At 61.1% G+C, this 15538-nt stretch carries 16 protein-coding genes; 9 read left to right on the top strand and 7 right to left on the bottom strand.

Annotation, left to right across the window (positions count from 1 at the left end):
* The first annotated feature begins 31 nt into the window (after positions 1-31).
* From glnA to ntrC, 4 genes are all read left to right on the top strand, one after another.
* Complete coding sequence (glnA, locus tag C4J88_RS01750; RefSeq protein WP_124360867.1) at positions 32-1438, top strand: glutamate--ammonia ligase; 1407 nt, start codon at positions 32-34, stop codon at positions 1436-1438.
* Positions 1439-1621: 183 nt separating this feature from the next.
* Complete coding sequence (locus C4J88_RS01745; protein ID WP_124365494.1) at positions 1622-2158, top strand: chorismate mutase; 537 nt, start codon at positions 1622-1624, stop codon at positions 2156-2158.
* A gap of 372 nt (positions 2159-2530) precedes the next feature.
* Complete coding sequence (gene glnL, locus C4J88_RS01740; protein ID WP_005783937.1) at positions 2531-3616, top strand: nitrogen regulation protein NR(II); 1086 nt, start codon at positions 2531-2533, stop codon at positions 3614-3616.
* Entirely contained in the window at positions 3613-5049 is a 1437-nt protein-coding gene (gene ntrC, locus C4J88_RS01735; protein ID WP_124406055.1) for a nitrogen regulation protein NR(I), read from the top strand. The genes glnL and ntrC overlap by 4 nt, the downstream gene beginning before the upstream one ends.
* Positions 5050-5499: 450 nt before the next feature.
* Here the strand turns inward: ntrC and C4J88_RS01725 are convergent, their stop codons facing one another.
* A complete protein-coding gene (locus tag C4J88_RS01725; RefSeq protein WP_124406054.1) occupies positions 5500-5940 on the bottom strand; it encodes a hypothetical protein in 441 nt (146 codons plus the stop codon).
* Here C4J88_RS01725 and C4J88_RS01720 point away from each other — a divergent pair.
* Complete coding sequence (locus C4J88_RS01720) at positions 5939-6394, top strand: tRNA (cytidine(34)-2'-O)-methyltransferase (protein ID WP_003171120.1); 456 nt, start codon at positions 5939-5941, stop codon at positions 6392-6394. The genes C4J88_RS01725 and C4J88_RS01720 overlap by 2 nt on opposite strands.
* A 120-nt stretch (positions 6395-6514) precedes the next feature.
* Here the strand turns inward: C4J88_RS01720 and secB are convergent, their stop codons facing one another.
* From secB to C4J88_RS01705, 3 genes are read right to left on the bottom strand one after another with little or no spacing between them, the layout of a single operon-like run.
* A complete protein-coding gene (gene secB / locus C4J88_RS01715) occupies positions 6515-6994 on the bottom strand; it encodes a protein-export chaperone SecB (protein ID WP_012721755.1) in 480 nt (159 codons plus the stop codon).
* Positions 6995-7028: 34 nt separating this feature from the next.
* Complete coding sequence (gene grxC, locus C4J88_RS01710; RefSeq protein WP_124365491.1) at positions 7029-7283, bottom strand: glutaredoxin 3; 255 nt, start codon at positions 7281-7283, stop codon at positions 7029-7031.
* 1 nt (position 7284) lies between these two features.
* Entirely contained in the window at positions 7285-7698 is a 414-nt protein-coding gene (locus tag C4J88_RS01705) for a rhodanese-like domain-containing protein (RefSeq protein ID WP_124360862.1), read from the bottom strand.
* Between the two features lie 151 nt (positions 7699-7849).
* Here C4J88_RS01705 and gpmI point away from each other — a divergent pair, with 151 nt between their 5' ends.
* From gpmI to C4J88_RS01685, 4 genes are all read left to right on the top strand, one after another.
* Positions 7850-9376, top strand: coding sequence for a 2,3-bisphosphoglycerate-independent phosphoglycerate mutase (gpmI, locus tag C4J88_RS01700; RefSeq protein WP_124369266.1), 1527 nt, complete (start codon positions 7850-7852; stop codon positions 9374-9376).
* Between the two features lie 258 nt (positions 9377-9634).
* On the top strand, positions 9635-10930 hold the full coding sequence (locus tag C4J88_RS01695; RefSeq protein ID WP_124406053.1) for a murein hydrolase activator EnvC: 1296 nt from the start codon (positions 9635-9637) through the stop codon (positions 10928-10930).
* 30 nt (positions 10931-10960) lie between these two features.
* Positions 10961-12277, top strand: coding sequence for a S41 family peptidase (locus tag C4J88_RS01690; RefSeq protein ID WP_124365488.1), 1317 nt, complete (start codon positions 10961-10963; stop codon positions 12275-12277).
* 1 nt (position 12278) lies between these two features.
* Positions 12279-13052 (top strand): divergent polysaccharide deacetylase family protein, encoded by a 774-nt coding sequence (locus tag C4J88_RS01685; protein WP_124406052.1) that lies wholly within the window; start codon positions 12279-12281, stop codon positions 13050-13052.
* Positions 13053-13162: 110 nt separating this feature from the next.
* Here C4J88_RS01685 and C4J88_RS01680 read toward each other — a convergent pair whose 3' ends face one another.
* From C4J88_RS01680 to hisA, 3 genes are all read right to left on the bottom strand, one after another.
* Positions 13163-13918: an ABC transporter substrate-binding protein gene (locus tag C4J88_RS01680; protein WP_124406051.1), complete on the bottom strand. Its 756-nt coding sequence runs from the start codon at positions 13916-13918 to the stop codon at positions 13163-13165.
* 63 nt (positions 13919-13981) lie between these two features.
* Positions 13982-14752 carry an imidazole glycerol phosphate synthase subunit HisF gene (gene hisF, locus C4J88_RS01675; protein WP_003171107.1) on the bottom strand — a complete coding sequence of 257 codons (771 nt, stop codon included), beginning with the start codon at positions 14750-14752 and terminating at the stop codon, positions 13982-13984.
* Positions 14753-14761: 9 nt separating this feature from the next.
* Positions 14762-15499, bottom strand: a complete 738-nt coding sequence (gene hisA / locus C4J88_RS01670) for a 1-(5-phosphoribosyl)-5-[(5-phosphoribosylamino)methylideneamino]imidazole-4-carboxamide isomerase (protein ID WP_027605077.1) — start codon at positions 15497-15499, stop codon at positions 14762-14764.
* Positions 15500-15538: the final 39 nt, after the last annotated feature.

Genomic DNA, 15538 nt, shown 5'->3' with positions numbered 1-15538 from the left:
TACCCTAGCCCGAAGCCACCCGGAGGACACCATGTCGAAGTCGGTTCAACTCATCAAAGATCATGACGTTAAATGGATTGATCTGCGCTTCACGGACACCAAAGGTACTCAGCACCACGTGACCATGCCGGCTCGCGACGCGCTGGATGATGCTTTCTTCGAAGAAGGCAAGATGTTCGACGGTTCCTCCATCGCTGGCTGGAAAGGCATCGAAGCCTCCGACATGATCCTGATGCCGGACGACAGCACTGCCGTCCTCGACCCGTTCACCGAAGACCCAACCCTGATCATCGTCTGCGACGTGATCGAGCCTTCGACCATGCAAGGCTACGACCGCGACCCACGTGCGATCGCCAAGCGTGCCGAGGAATACCTGAAGTCGACCGGTATCGGCGACACCGTATTCGTAGGCCCAGAGCCAGAATTCTTCATCTTCGATTCGGTCAAGTTCAAGTCCGACATCTCCGGCTCCATGTTCAAGATCTACTCCGAACAAGGCTCGTGGATGTCCGACCAGGACGTGGAAGGCGGCAACAAAGGCCACCGTCCAGGCATCAAAGGTGGCTACTTCCCGGTTCCGCCGTTCGACCACGACCACGAAATCCGTACCTCCATGTGCAACGCCATGGAAGAAATGGGCCTGGTCATCGAAGTTCACCACCACGAAGTGGCGACTGCCGGCCAGAACGAAATCGGTGTGAAGTTCAACACCCTGGTCGCCAAGGCTGACGAAGTCCAGACCCTGAAGTACTGCGTACACAACGTGGCTGATGCCTACGGCCGTACCGCTACCTTCATGCCTAAGCCGCTGTACGGCGATAACGGTTCGGGTATGCACGTTCACTTGTCCATCGCCAAAGAAGGCAAGAACACCTTCGCCGGCGAAGGTTATGCCGGCCTGTCCGACACCGCCCTGTACTTCATCGGCGGTATCATCAAGCACGGTAAGGCCCTGAACGGCTTCACCAACCCGTCGACCAACTCCTACAAGCGTCTGGTCCCAGGCTTCGAAGCGCCGGTGATGCTGGCCTACTCGGCCCGTAACCGTTCCGCCTCTATCCGTATCCCTTACGTGTCCAGCCCGCGCGCTCGTCGTATCGAAGCCCGCTTCCCGGACCCGGCAGCCAACCCATACCTGGCTTTCGCAGCCCTGGTCATGGCTGGCCTGGACGGCATCCAGAACAAGATCCACCCTGGCGACGCCGCCGACAAAAACTTGTACGACCTGCCGCCTGAAGAGGCCAAAGAGATCCCACAAGTGTGCGGCAGCCTGAAAGAAGCCCTGGAAGAACTGGACAAGGGCCGTGCGTTCCTGACCAAAGGCGGCGTATTCAGCGACGACTTCATCGATGCCTACATCGAGCTGAAAAGCGAAGAAGAAATCAAGGTTCGTACCTTCGTACACCCACTGGAATACGAGCTGTACTACAGCTGCTGATCCGGTAGCGCTGCTTGACTTAGCGTGATGGCAAAAGGCCTCCTTCGGGAGGTCTTTTTTTGCGCAATTTTTTGTAGGAGCGAGCTTGCTCGCGAAAAACGCAAAGACACCTCATTTCTTCAACATTTACGCGCTATCGTTAACGACCTTCGCGAGCAAGCTCGCTCCTACAGGGGATCGCCTTTGAAATCTCGATTCGTATTTGCCTTGATGTTCGTCAGTGCCGGCGCTTGCGCCGCACCGCCTACCCTCGAGCCGCTGCTCAACAGCATCGCCGAGCGCCTGGAAATAGCCGACCAGGTAGCCTTGAGCAAATGGGACAGCCATAAACCCGTGGAAGATAAAAAGCGCGAGCAGGAAGTGATCGCCAGCGTCGTCGCCCAAGCACCGAGCTACAAACTGGACCCCGCCGCCGCCGAGCAATTTTTCTCGGCGCAGATCGAGGCAAACAAACTGGTGCAGTACACCCACTTGTCCGACTGGCAATTCCAGGGCAAGGCCCCCGACGATCCGCGTCCGGACCTGGTCAAGCAGATTCGCCCGCGATTGGATGAGCTGCAAAAACGCCTGCTGCAGCAGTTGGCCGACTTCACGCCCCTGCGCACAGACCCTCAATGCCCGCAATGGCTTGCCGAGGCGGTGCATGAGCCGCTGAATGATCCGCTGCGCCAACTGGCGATGATTCGCGCCACAGCGGAGCTGTGCGTCTACAAAGGTTAACGCCTGCAAACCCAATCACAACTGTGGGAGGGGGCTTGCTCCCGATAGCAGAGTGTCAGTCAGCATATTTAACAGCTGATACACCGCTATCGGGAGCAAGCCCCCTCCCACATTGGATTTGGGTGCATTCAGCTTCCTGAACAGACTTTCTCAAACCGCACTATATTGGTGCGATAGGTTGCACCCATCCCAGCGACCCAGCCCATTTTGGTTCGATTCTTCCCGAACAAGCTGGCAGAGCGCCACAGTTTCGCGCCTGAACCCCTTATTTCAGGGCTTTAACGCTTCTTTTCGGAGCCTTGGTTTGGTTTTTGCATTTTCCTTGTATCAGCGTGTGCCTCAAGCCTGCGCCTTGCTCCAAAAGAGGTCCTGATGACCATCAGTGATGCACTGCACCGTTTGCTACTCGACAACCTGACCACTGCGACCATCCTGCTCAATGCCGACCTGCGCCTTGAGTACATGAACCCGGCGGCGGAGATGCTACTGGCCATCAGCGGCCAGCGCAGCCATGGGCAGTTCATCAGCGAATTGTTCACCGAGTCGGCCGAGGCCTTGAGCTCGTTGCGCCAGGCCGTGGAGCAGGCACACCCGTTCACCAAGCGCGAAGCGATGCTCACCGCCCTGACCGGGCAGACGCTGACTGTCGACTACGCGGTGACGCCGATCCTGAGCAATGGCGCGACGCTGCTGCTGCTCGAAGTGCACCCCCGCGACCGCCTGCTGCGCATCACCAAGGAGGAAGCGCAGCTGTCCAAGCAGGAAACCAGCAAGATGCTGGTGCGCGGCCTGGCCCACGAGATCAAGAACCCGCTGGGCGGCATTCGTGGCGCGGCGCAGTTGCTGGCCCGCGAGCTGCCGGAGGAGCATCTCAAGGACTACACCAACGTCATCATCGAAGAGGCCGACCGCCTGCGCAACCTGGTGGACCGCATGCTCGGCTCCAACAAGCTGCCGTCGCTGGCGATGACCAACGTGCACGAAGTGCTGGAGCGCGTCTGCCAACTGGTCGAGGCCGAAAGCCAGGGCTGCATCACCCTGGTGCGCGACTATGACCCCAGCATCCCCGATGTCTTGATCGACCGCGAGCAGATGATCCAAGCGGTGCTCAACATCGTGCGCAACGCCATGCAGGCCATCAGCAGCCAGAACGAGCTGCGCCTGGGCCGCATCAGCCTGCGCACCCGCGCCCTGCGCCAGTTCACCATCGGCCATGTGCGCCATCGCCTGGTGACCAAGGTCGAAATCATCGACAACGGCCCGGGCATTCCTGCGGAATTGCAGGAAACCATCTTCTTCCCCATGGTCAGTGGCCGCCCGGACGGTACCGGGCTGGGCCTGGCCATTACCCAGAACATCATCAGCCAGCATCAGGGCCTGATCGAATGTGAGAGCCATCCCGGCCACACCACGTTCTCGATCTTCCTGCCATTGGAACAAGGAGCCCCCACGACATGAGCCGTAGTGAAACTGTCTGGATCGTCGATGACGACCGTTCTATCCGCTGGGTCCTGGAGAAAGCCTTGCAACAGGAAGGCATGACCACCCAGAGCTTCGACAGCGCCGACGGTGTGATGAGCCGCCTGGCTCGCCAGCAGCCGGATGTGATCATCTCCGATATCCGCATGCCCGGCGCCAGCGGCCTGGACCTGCTGGCGCGGATTCGCGAACAGCACCCGCGCCTGCCGGTGATCATCATGACGGCGCACTCGGACCTGGACAGCGCTGTCGCGTCGTATCAGGGCGGCGCTTTCGAATACCTGCCCAAGCCGTTCGATGTGGATGAGGCGGTAGCGCTGGTCAAGCGCGCCAACCAGCACGCCCAGGAACAGCAGAACCAGGAAGCCCCGCCGGCCCTGACGCGCACGCCGGAAATCATCGGTGAAGCGCCGGCGATGCAGGAAGTGTTTCGCGCCATCGGGCGCTTAAGCCATTCCAACATCACCGTGCTGATCAACGGCGAGTCGGGTACCGGTAAAGAGCTGGTCGCCCACGCGCTGCACCGTCACAGCCCTCGGGCGGCGTCGCCGTTTATCGCGTTGAATATGGCGGCTATCCCGAAAGACTTGATGGAGTCCGAGCTGTTCGGCCATGAAAAAGGCGCGTTCACCGGCGCGGCCAACCTGCGGCGCGGGCGCTTTGAGCAAGCGGACGGCGGCACCCTGTTCCTCGATGAAATCGGCGACATGCCCGCCGATACCCAGACCCGCCTGCTGCGGGTGCTGGCCGATGGCGAGTTCTATCGCGTCGGCGGGCATACGCCGGTCAAGGTCGATGTACGCATCATCGCGGCGACCCACCAGAACCTGGAAACCCTGGTCCACGCCGGCAAATTCCGCGAGGACTTGTTCCATCGCCTCAACGTGATCCGCATCCACATCCCGCGCATGTCGGATCGCCGCGAAGACATCCCTACCCTCGCCCGCCACTTCCTCAGCCGCGCCGCCCAGGAGCTGGCCGTCGAGCCGAAGCTGCTCAAGACCGAGACCGAGGAATACCTGAAGAACCTGCCATGGCCCGGCAACGTACGCCAGCTGGAGAACACCTGCCGCTGGATCACGGTGATGGCGTCCGGGCGCGAAGTGCATATCAGTGACCTGCCGCCAGAACTGCTGAGCCTGCCGCAGGATTCGGCACCGGTCACAAACTGGGAACAGGCACTGCGCCAATGGGCCGACCAGGCCCTGGCACGCGGCCAGTCGAACCTGCTGGACAGCGCGGTGCCGGCGTTTGAGCGGATCATGATCGAGACCGCGCTCAAGCACACCGCTGGCCGCCGTCGCGATGCCGCCGTGCTGCTGGGTTGGGGGCGTAATACCCTGACGCGCAAGATCAAGGAGCTGGGGATGAAGGTCGACGGCGGGGATGACGACGACGGTGACGAGGCATGATCACCGCCCTCTGATCCACCGAAGATCCAATGTGGGAGGGGGCTTGCTCCCGATAGCAGTGGTTCAGTCACAACATCTGTGTCTGATCTACCGCTATCGGGAGCAAGCCCCCTCCCACATTTGGATCTTCACAAGGCTCATAGTCATGCACCGATTCAATGCACCATGAACCGGCATCGGGCATGGAGCCGGCACCCGAAAGATTGCTACGACTGAAAAACTCTCCAAAGCTGAAACCACCAAAGCCCCGAATTCCGGGGCTTTGCGCTTTCTTGCAAGTTTTTACGAGGCAATTTGCAAACTCTGGCACGCCCCCTGCAATACCCCTTGTACTACCCAGTTTCGGGGACCTTGGTACAGGCAGGCCGAGAATCCCCTCTTTAACACCGAAGCCCTAGGCTTCACCCCGTTTTGGGAGCCCTGGTACAGGCAGGCCGGGAACTCCCTCTTTTATTGTTCGTGGAGATGGATCTCCAGCCGCCAGCGGTCATCGACCTCTTCGCCCTTCCACTCCCCGCGTAATGGTCGAGCCGCCACCAGGTTCAGCAGCAAGCCGCCGTCGGTCTTGCGTACGCGCCAGTTCACATCCTTGTCATTGACCTTGAGTTGCCCACTGGCGGCATTGCCCTGTGCGTCGAACAGCAGCGCCACGGTGCCGTCGATATGCTCGCCATGCAGCTTGGGTTCGCTGTTGAACCACACCACCAAACCGTCCGCCGCAGGTTCCACCTGTTGCAGCTCGACCGGGTCGGCAGTGGTCAAGCGACCGATCATCAAGCCAATCATCAAGCCGACAATCGCCAGTGAGCCGAGCACCCGCGGCAATAGCTTCGGCCTCGGGTCGTCTTCGGGGGTAGAATGCAGCGCATCTTTACCTTCGGAGCCGTGCATGTTTCACGTCATCCTTTTTCAACCAGAAATTCCGCCGAATACCGGCAACGTTATCAGGCTGTGCGCCAACAGTGGCTGCCACCTGCATTTGATCGAGCCGCTGGGCTTCGACATGGACGACAAACGCCTGCGCCGCGCCGGGCTGGATTACCACGAGTACGCTACCCTCAAGCGCCACGCCGACCTGGCAAGCTGCCTGGAAAGCCTGGGCCACCCGCGCTTGTTCGCGTTCACCACCAAGGGCTCGCGGCCGTTTCATGATGCCAGCTTCGCCGAGGGTGACGCGTTTCTGTTCGGCCCCGAGAGCCGGGGCCTGCCGGCCGAAGTGCTCGACGCCCTGCCCGACGGCCATCGCCTGCGCTTGCCGATGCGCGAAGGCTGTCGCAGCCTGAACCTGTCGAACACCGTCGCCGTGGCGGTCTATGAAGGCTGGCGCCAACTCGGCTTCAAGTAACACCGCATAGCAAATGTGGGAGGGGGCTTGCTCCCGATAGCGGTATATCAGCCAGCATATCTGTAGCTGACCCACCGCCATCGGGGGCAAGCCCCCTCCCACATTTTTTACCGCATCGACTTATTGAACCGTCGACGAACCTTCCTGTTGCATGCGCTGCAGCTCTTGGGCGTACAGGGCATCGAAGTTCACCGGTGCCAGCATCAGCGCCGGGAACGAGCCACGGGTGACCAGACTGTCCAGGGTCTCACGGGCGTACGGGAACAGGATATTCGGGCAGAACGCGCCCAGAGTGTGGCTCATGGACGCTTCGTCCAGGCCCTGGATCAGGAAAATACCGGCCTGTTGCACTTCAGCGATGAAGGCCACTTCTTCGCCGTTCTTGACGGTGACCGACAGGGTCAGCACGACTTCGTGGAAGTCACCTTCCAGGGCTTTTTGACGGGTGTTCAGGTCCAGCGCAACGCTTGGGGTCCACTCCTGGCGGAAGATGGCCGGGCTTTTCGGCGCTTCGAACGACAGGTCACGCACATAGATGCGCTGCAGCGAAAACTGTGGGCCTTGGGCTTCTGCTGCTTCGGTGTTCTGTTGATCAGTCATCGCAGATCCTTCTCTATCTTGGGGCTTTTAGGGGTTAGGCGGACAGCAGCGCATCAAGTTTACCGGCGCGCTCAAGGGCAAACAGGTCGTCGCAGCCACCGATGTGCCGGGTGCCGATCCAGATCTGCGGGACCGACGTGCGCCCTGCCTTCTGGGCCATTTCGGCGCGCACCTGGGGCTTGCCATCGACTTTTATCTCTTCGAAGGCAACGCCCTTCTTACCCAGTAAAGCCTTGGCTCGCACGCAATAAGGGCAATAATCGCTGGAATACACGACAACCTGGCTCATATCACTTCACCAGCGGCAGGTTATCGGCCTTCCAGCTGCCGATACCGCCGGACAGTTTGGCGGCGGTGAAGCCGGCCTTGAGCATTTCACGCGCGTGAGTGCCGGAATGCTGGCCCTGGGCGTCGACCAGGATGATGGTCTTGGCCTTGTGCTTTTCCAGCTCGCCCAGGCGCGCCATCAGCTTGTCCTGGGGAATGTTCAGGGCACCGACGATATGGCCGGCGGCGAAATCCTTGGCCGGGCGGATATCCACGACAACCGCTTCATCCTTGTTGACCAGCGCGGTCAGCTCCGACGTGCTCAGGCTGCGGCCACCACGGCTCAATTCGTGAGCGATCAGCAGCGCCAGCAGGATGACGAAGGCACCCACGAGCAGATAGTGGGCAGTGGCAAATGCAATCAGGTGATCAACCATCAAGGAGGTTCCAGGGCGTTAAAATGGCGGTAAGTATACACAGCCGCCAGGGGCGGCCAACCCCCGTAAAGCGGTGACGCGGTTGGAACTTCGCTTTAAACTGCCACTCCCTTTTCCATTGTCTTCCTTTATTACCGCCGCGAGAGGATCTATGACTACCACGCCTAAACCTTTGGTCCTGATTATTCTCGATGGCTTCGGACACAGTGAAAGCCACCACGACAACGCTGTGTACGCAGCGAACAAGCCCGTGCTGGACCGCCTCACCGCCACCGTACCCAACGGCCTGATCTCCGGTTCCGGCATGGACGTGGGCCTGCCGGACGGTCAAATGGGCAACTCGGAAGTCGGCCACATGAATCTCGGCGCCGGACGAGTGGTCTATCAGGACTTCACCCGTGTGACCAAAGCGATCCGCGATGGCGAGTTCTTCGAGAACCCGACCATCTGCGCTGCGGTGGATAAAGCCGTCGCCGCCGGCAAGGCCGTGCACTTCATGGGCCTGCTGTCCGATGGCGGCGTGCACAGCCATCAGGACCACCTGGTGGCCATGGCCGAACTGGCCTTCAAGCGCGGTGCCGACAAAATCTACCTGCACGCCTTCCTCGATGGCCGCGACACCCCGCCCAAAAGCGCGCAGTCGTCCATCGAACTGCTCGACACCACCTTCGCCGCCCTGGGCAAGGGCCGTATCGCCAGCATCGTGGGCCGCTACTTCGCCATGGACCGCGACAACCGCTGGGACCGCGTGGCCCAAGCCTACAACCTGATCGTCGACGGCCAGGCCGAATTCAACGCCCCTACCGCCCAGCAAGGCCTGGAAGCCGCCTACGCGCGTGGCGAGAGCGATGAATTCGTCAAGGCCACCACCATCGGCGAGCCGGTGAAGGTCGAAGACGGCGACGCCATGGTGTTCATGAACTTCCGCGCCGACCGTGCCCGTGAGCTGAGCCATGTGTTTGTCGACGACGGCTTCAAAGACTTCGAACGCGCGCGCCAGCCGAACGTCGAGTTCGTCATGCTGACCCAATACGCTGCCAATATTCCGGCCCCCTCGGCATTCGCTCCGGGCAGCCTGGAAAACGTGCTGGGCGACTACCTGGCAAAAAACGGCAAGACGCAACTGCGCATCGCAGAAACCGAAAAATATGCCCACGTGACCTTCTTCTTCTCCGGCGGGCGTGAAGAACCGTTCCCCGGCGAAGAGCGCATCCTGATCCCGTCGCCCAAAGTCGCCACCTACGACCTGCAGCCGGAAATGAGCGCGCCGGAAGTCACCGACAAGATCGTCGACGCCATCGAGCATCAGCGTTACGACGTGATCGTGGTCAACTACGCCAACGGCGACATGGTCGGTCACAGCGGCAACCTGGAAGCGGCGGTCAAGGCCGTGGAATGCCTGGACCTGTGCGTCGGCCGCATTGTCGACGCCCTGGACAAGGTCGGTGGCGAAGCGCTGATCACGGCGGACCACGGCAACTGCGAGCAGATGTCCGATGAATCCACCGGCCAGGCCCACACGGCCCACACCACCGAACCGGTGCCATTCATCTACGTCGGCAAGCGCGATTTCAAAGTGCGCAACGGTGGCGTACTGGCGGATGTGGCGCCGACCATGCTGATGTTGATGGGGCTGGAGAAGCCAAAAGAGATGACCGGGACCTCGATCCTGGTCTAATCCAAAACACACCACAAAACAGTGTGGGAGGGGGCTTGCTCCCGATAGCGGTGTGCCAGTCGACACTTATGTGACTGAGCTACTGCTATCGGGAGCAAGCCCCCTCCCACATTGGTCAGGCAGTGTTTGATAGATATCTTTTTGCCATACCACCGCCACTCGGCACCTATCTTGCCCGCCAGCCCCAATTGGGCGTTTTTTTTGCAGCGCTTGGCGGGCATACTAGGCCGTCCCTTTCCCCTGGTGTCGCCCGCCTCTATGCTTCGCGCCTTGATTACCCTCGCTCTTGTCTGCCTGCTCCAACCGGCGTTTGCCGATGAGCGCGCACAAACCCAACAACAGTTGGACGCTACGCGTCAGGACATTACCGAGCTGAAAAAACTGCTCGGCAAGCTCCAGGAAGAGAAATCCGGCGTGCAGAAAGACCTGCGCGGCACGGAAACCGAAATGGGCAAGCTGGAGAAGCAGGTCCAGGAGCTGCAAAAAGAATTAAAGAAGAGCGAGTCGGAACTGGAGCGACTCGACGCTGAGAAAAAAAAACTCCAGAGCGCACGCATTGAGCAGCAACGCCTGATCGCGATCCAGGCCCGCGCCGCCTACCAGAGCGGCCGCCAGGAATACCTCAAGCTGCTGCTCAACCAGCAGAACCCGGAAAAATTCGCCCGCACCCTCACCTATTACGATTACGTGAGCCAGGCACGCCTGGCGCAATTGAAGAGCTTCAACGAAACCCTGCGCCAGTTGGCCAATGTCGAGCAGGAGATCAATGACCAGCAGGCACAGCTGCTCGACCAGAAAACCGCACTCGACACCCAGCGCAACGAGCTCGATAAAGTCCGCGAGGAACGCCAGCAAGCCCTGGCCAAGCTCAACGACGATGTAAAAGCCCGCGACGCCAAGCTGCAAGCGCGCGAGCAAGACCAGGCCGATTTGGCCAAAGTGCTCAAGACTATCGAAGAAACCCTGGCCCGCCAGGCGCGCGAGGCCGAAGAAGCGCGGCAAAAGGCGCTGATCGCGCAGCAGGAAGCCGAAAAAAAGCGCCAGCGTGAGGCCGAACTGGCAGCCACTACCGATGCGCCGGCCCCACGCAAGCCGGCACATGCAGCGCCTGGCCCGCTGGTTTCCAGCAGTGGCGAGTCGTTCGGCGGGCCTTTTGCTTCAGCTCGCGGAAAACTTCCATGGCCCGTTGATGGTCGACTATTGGCACGCTTTGGGGAAACCCGTGGCGACGACACCCGCGCCAAGTGGGATGGGGTGATGATCAGCGCCTCTGCCGGCAGCCAGGTCCACGCCGTCCACGGCGGGCGCGTTGTGTTTGCCGATTGGCTGCGCGGGGCCGGTTTGCTGGTGATTCTTGACCACGGTAATGGCTATTTGAGCCTTTACGGCCACAATCAGACGTTACTCAAGTCGGCAGGTGATGTGGTAAAAGCCGGTGAATCCATCTCCACTGTCGGTAACAGTGGTGGCCAGGACACGCCGGCGCTGTACTTCGCTATTCGTCAGCAGGGTCGCCCGAGCGATCCCGCACAATGGTGCCGATCCCAAGGATAGGGTCGCATCTACATTAGGAGCTCGTTCGACATGCTGCATTTGTCCCGCCTCACTTCGCTGGCCCTGACGATCGCCCTGGTGATCGGCGCGCCTCTGGCTTTCGCCGATCAGGCCGCACCGGCTGCGCCCGCCGCTATGGCCGCGACCACCAAGGCGCCGTTGCCGCTGGACGAGCTGCGCACCTTTGCCGAGGTCATGGACCGGATCAAGGCAGCCTATGTCGAACCCGTAGACGACAAGACCCTGCTGGAAAATGCCATCAAGGGCATGCTCAGCAACCTCGACCCGCATTCCGCCTACCTGGGCCCGGAAGACTTTGCCGAACTGCAGGAAAGCACCAGCGGTGAGTTCGGTGGCCTGGGCATCGAAGTGGGCTCCGAAGACGGCCAGATCAAAGTGGTCTCGCCCATCGACGACACCCCCGCGTCCAAGGCCGGCATCCAGGCCGGCGACCTGATCGTCAAGATCAACGGTCAGCCGACCCGCGGCCAATCCATGACCGAAGCCGTCGACAAGATGCGCGGCAAGCTCGGCCAGAAAATCACCCTGACCCTGGTGCGCGACGGCGGCAACCCGTTCGACGTGACGCTGGCCCGCGCGACCATCACGGTCAAGAGCGTGAAGAGCCAGTTGCTGGAGTCGGGCTACGGTTACATCCGCATCACCCAGTTCCAGGTCAAGACCGGCGACGAAGTGGCCAAGGCCCTGGCCAAGCTGCGCAAGGACAACGGCAAGAAGCTCAACGGCATCGTGCTCGACCTGCGCAACAACCCAGGCGGCGTGTTGCAGTCGGCGGTGGAAGTGGTCGATCACTTCATCACCAAGGGCCTGATCGTTTACACCAAGGGCCGTATCGCCAATTCCGAGCTGCGCTTCTCGGCCACCGGCAACGACCTCAGCGAGAACGTGCCGCTGGCCGTGCTGATCAACGGCGGCAGCGCCTCGGCATCGGAGATCGTCGCCGGCGCCCTGCAAGACCAGAAGCGCGGCGTGCTGATGGGCACCACCAGCTTCGGTAAAGGTTCGGTACAAACGGTGCTGCCGCTCAATAACGAACGTGCGCTGAAGATCACCACGGCGCTGTACTACACGCCCAATGGTCGCTCGATCCAGGCCCAGGGCATCGTGCCGGACATCGAAGTGCGCAGGGCCAAGATCACCAACGAGATCGACAGCGAGTACTACAAGGAAGCCGATCTGCAAGGCCACCTGGGCAATGGCAACGGCGGGGCCGACCAGCCGACCGGCAGCGGCGCCAAAGCCAAGCCGATGCCGCAGGACGACGACTACCAGTTGGCCCAGGCGCTGAGCCTGCTCAAGGGCCTGAGCATCACGCGCAGCCGTTGATATGCGTGTTGCACTGATTATCGCGGTGCTGTGCAGCCTGGCCGGATTCGCCCAAGCGACGCCGGCCGGCGAACCGCACAAGGCCTACCTGACCCTGATCATCGACGACCTTGGGCAAAACCTGCCCAGGGATCGTCGCGTGCTGGCCCTGCCTGGGCCGGTCACCACCGCGATCATGCCCGATACCCCCCACGCCGCCGAATTCGCCCGTGAAGCCCACAAGGCCGGCAAGATTGTCATCCTGCACATGCCCATGGACCCGGCCACCGGGCCGTTCGCCTGGCACCCTGAGCTGTCGATCGAAGAGCTGGGCAAGCGCCTGGACGCGGCGTTCAAGGCCGTGCCCTACACCGCCGGCATCAATAACCATATGGGCAGCCGCATGACCGCGCAGCCGGCAGCGATGGCGTGGTTGATGGGCGAGCTGCAGCGGCGCCACAAGTTCTTTGTGGACAGCCGTACCAGCGCACAAACGGTGGCTGCGGCTGAGGCGCAGAAGATTGGTTTGGCGCATGTTTCGCGGGATGTGTTCCTGGATGACGAACGCACCGAGGCGGCGATTACCACGCAGTTGCAAACCGCAATCAAGCTGGCACACAAGCAGGGCTCGGCGGTGATGATCGGGCATCCTTATCCGCAAACGCTGGCGGTGCTCGAGCGCGAGCTGCCCAAGCTCAAGGCCCAGGGCGTGGAGTGGATCGATATCAAGTTGATGATCAGCGTGCGCAGTAATCAGGCCATGAGTGCCCACGGCAAAAACGGCATCTATCGCTGACGGCCCCTCCGCCCCTGTAGGAGCGAGCTTGCTCGCGAAAAACCTGAGACCGCCGCGTACACCCAGGAGGCTCGCGTCATCGTTGACGTCTTTCGCGAGCAAGCTCGCTCCTACAGGTATTGCGCCATGATTTCGTCTACTCGACCGCTCTTGCGTAATTCATCCAGCGCCGCCTGGAGCTTGGCAACCACCTCATCCGGCACATCCTTGTTCAACGCAAGGTAGAGCTGCGCACTGTTGAACCGCAACACCGTCTTGAGCCCGGTTACCCCCACCTGCCGCGCCAGGTAACGGCCAGCAGGATCGCCGGTGGCCCACAGGTCTATCTGGCCCTCCATGAGCTTTTGCGCATTATCCTGGTCACGCAAGGCGACAATCGGCTTGAGCCCCTGCTTGTCCAGGCTCTGGGCAATGGCATCGCCCTTGTAGGCGCCAATCCTGTAGCGGCGCGCCTGCTCAAGGCCGTCGAGCTGGATCTTGCTGTCAGCCTTGGCCAGCAGCACCCAGTCGTCCGGGCCAATGGGGCCGACCCATTTGAACAGCGCTTCACGGTCCGGCAAACGCGCCATGACGAATACGCCATAGCCAGGCTTTTCCAGGGCGAGTTTGTAGATTCGCTCCCAAGGAAACCGCAACGTGAGATTGTAGGAAATGCCGGCGCGCTTGAAGGTTTCCCGCACGATGTCCACGGCGATGCCTTCGATGTTCTCGTCCTTGGCGAAATTCTTGCCGTTCTTCGCCATGTTGTAGGGCGGGAAATTTTCCGTCAGCAACACCAGGGAGGCGTCAGACGATTCTTCGGCGTGTGCCGTAGCCACCATGAGCATGGAGGAACTGGCGAGGGCGAGCAGCAGGTGTTTGAACATGAAGGCTACCGGAATCCATGGCAAGCGCAGAGAGTGCCGCGAGCCTGCCATGGTGTCCAGCGTTTAGCGAACGACGATACCGCGCGCGGCCATGTAGGCCTTTGCCTCGGGGACCGTGTATTCGCCGAAGTGGAAAATACTCGCCGCCAGCACCGCGCTGGCGTGGCCTTCGATGACGCCATCGGCCAGGTGCTGCAGGTTGCCGACCCCGCCGGAAGCGATTACCGGGATGCCCAGCGCGTCGCTGATGGCGCGCGTCACGCCCAGGTCGAAGCCGTTTTTCATGCCGTCCTGGTCCATGCTGGTCAGCAGGATTTCACCGGCGCCCAGGCCTTCCATTTTCATCGCCCATTCCACCGCGTCCAGGCCGGTGGGCTTGCGCCCGCCATGGGTGAAGATCTCCCAGCGCGGGGTTTCGCCAGGGCCGGAGACTTTCTTGGCGTCGATGGCAACCACGATGCACTGCGAGCCGAAGTGCTGCGCGGCCTCGCCGACGAACTCCGGGTTGAACACCGCGGCGGTATTGATCGAGACCTTGTCCGCACCGGCATTGAGCAGGTTGCGGATGTCCTGCACGGTGCGCACGCCGCCGCCCACGGTCAGCGGGATAAACACCTGGCTGGCCATGCGCTCGACGGTGTGCAAGGTGGTGTCGCGGCCGTCGACGCTGGCGGTGATGTCGAGAAAGGTAATTTCGTCGGCACCTTGCTCATCGTAGCGACGGGCGATTTCCACCGGGTCGCCGGCATCCCGGATGTTCTCGAACTTGACGCCCTTGACCACGCGACCGTTGTCGACGTCCAGGCAAGGGATGATGCGTTTGGCCAGCGCCATGGTCAGTCCTCAGCCGTTGTAGGCATCGCAGTAAGCCTGGGCTTCAGCGACGTCCAGGGTACCTTCGTAGATCGCGCGGCCGGTGATGGCGCCGATGATGCCAGGCGCCTTGGCGTCCAGCAGCGACTTGATATCGCCCAGGTTGTGGATACCACCGGACGCAATCACCGGAATCTTCGTCGCCGCTGCCAGCGCTGCGGTGAACGGCACGTTGCAGCCCTGCATCATGCCGTCTTTGGCGATGTCGGTATAAACGATAGCGGACACGCCGTCGGCTTCGAACTGCCTGGCCAGGTCGATCACTTGCACAGTGCTGATCTCAGCCCAACCGTCGGTAGCGACAAAACCATCCTTGGCGTCCAGGCCCACGATCACTTTGCCTGGGAATGCGCGACAGGCTTCGGCAACGAAGGCCGGATCTTTCACGGCCTTGGTGCCGATGATTACGTAGCTCACGCCAGCCTTGACGTAGTGCTCGATGGTTTCCAGGGAACGGATGCCGCCGCCGATCTGGATCGGCAGGTTCGGGTAGCGCCTGGCGATGGCGGTAACCACCTCGCCATTGACCGGCTGGCCTTCGAAGGCACCGTTCAAGTCCACCAGATGCAGACGACGGCAGCCCCCTTCCACCCATTTGGCGGCCATGCTCACCGGGTCATCGGAGAACACGGTGGAATCTTCCATGCGGCCTTGGCGCAGACGTACGCAGGCGCCGTCCTTGAGATCGATAGCGGGGATAATCAGCATCTGGCAAACCTTATTCGATATTCAGCAATGCTTGGGAAA

Origin of the sequence: Pseudomonas sp. R4-39-08, from assembly GCF_003852275.1 — a bacterium.
GTDB lineage: Bacteria > Pseudomonadota > Gammaproteobacteria > Pseudomonadales > Pseudomonadaceae > Aquipseudomonas.
Note: the sequence above shows the minus strand (reverse complement) of the source record. Positions and strands in the feature narration are given on the sequence as shown.

Bases quoted from the DNA above. Each gene is read 5' to 3' on its own strand.
- glnA (WP_124360867.1), top strand. From the start codon at position 32: ATGTCGAAGTCGGTTCAACTCATCAAAGATCATGACGTTAAATGGATT.
- glnL (WP_005783937.1), top strand. From the start codon at position 2,531: ATGACCATCAGTGATGCACTGCACCGTTTGCTACTCGACAACCTGACC.
- ntrC (WP_124406055.1), top strand. From the start codon at position 3,613: ATGAGCCGTAGTGAAACTGTCTGGATCGTCGATGACGACCGTTCTATC.
- C4J88_RS01720 (WP_003171120.1), top strand. From the start codon at position 5,939: ATGTTTCACGTCATCCTTTTTCAACCAGAAATTCCGCCGAATACCGGC.
- C4J88_RS01725 (WP_124406054.1), bottom strand. From the start codon at position 5,940: ATGCACGGCTCCGAAGGTAAAGATGCGCTGCATTCTACCCCCGAAGAC.
- secB (WP_012721755.1), bottom strand. From the start codon at position 6,994: ATGACTGATCAACAGAACACCGAAGCAGCAGAAGCCCAAGGCCCACAG.
- grxC (WP_124365491.1), bottom strand. From the start codon at position 7,283: ATGAGCCAGGTTGTCGTGTATTCCAGCGATTATTGCCCTTATTGCGTG.
- C4J88_RS01705 (WP_124360862.1), bottom strand. From the start codon at position 7,698: ATGGTTGATCACCTGATTGCATTTGCCACTGCCCACTATCTGCTCGTG.
- gpmI (WP_124369266.1), top strand. From the start codon at position 7,850: ATGACTACCACGCCTAAACCTTTGGTCCTGATTATTCTCGATGGCTTC.
- C4J88_RS01695 (WP_124406053.1), top strand. From the start codon at position 9,635: ATGCTTCGCGCCTTGATTACCCTCGCTCTTGTCTGCCTGCTCCAACCG.
- C4J88_RS01690 (WP_124365488.1), top strand. From the start codon at position 10,961: ATGCTGCATTTGTCCCGCCTCACTTCGCTGGCCCTGACGATCGCCCTG.
- C4J88_RS01685 (WP_124406052.1), top strand. From the start codon at position 12,279: ATGCGTGTTGCACTGATTATCGCGGTGCTGTGCAGCCTGGCCGGATTC.
- C4J88_RS01680 (WP_124406051.1), bottom strand. From the start codon at position 13,918: ATGTTCAAACACCTGCTGCTCGCCCTCGCCAGTTCCTCCATGCTCATG.
- hisF (WP_003171107.1), bottom strand. From the start codon at position 14,752: ATGGCGCTGGCCAAACGCATCATCCCTTGCCTGGACGTCGACAACGGT.
- hisA (WP_027605077.1), bottom strand. From the start codon at position 15,499: ATGCTGATTATCCCCGCTATCGATCTCAAGGACGGCGCCTGCGTACGT.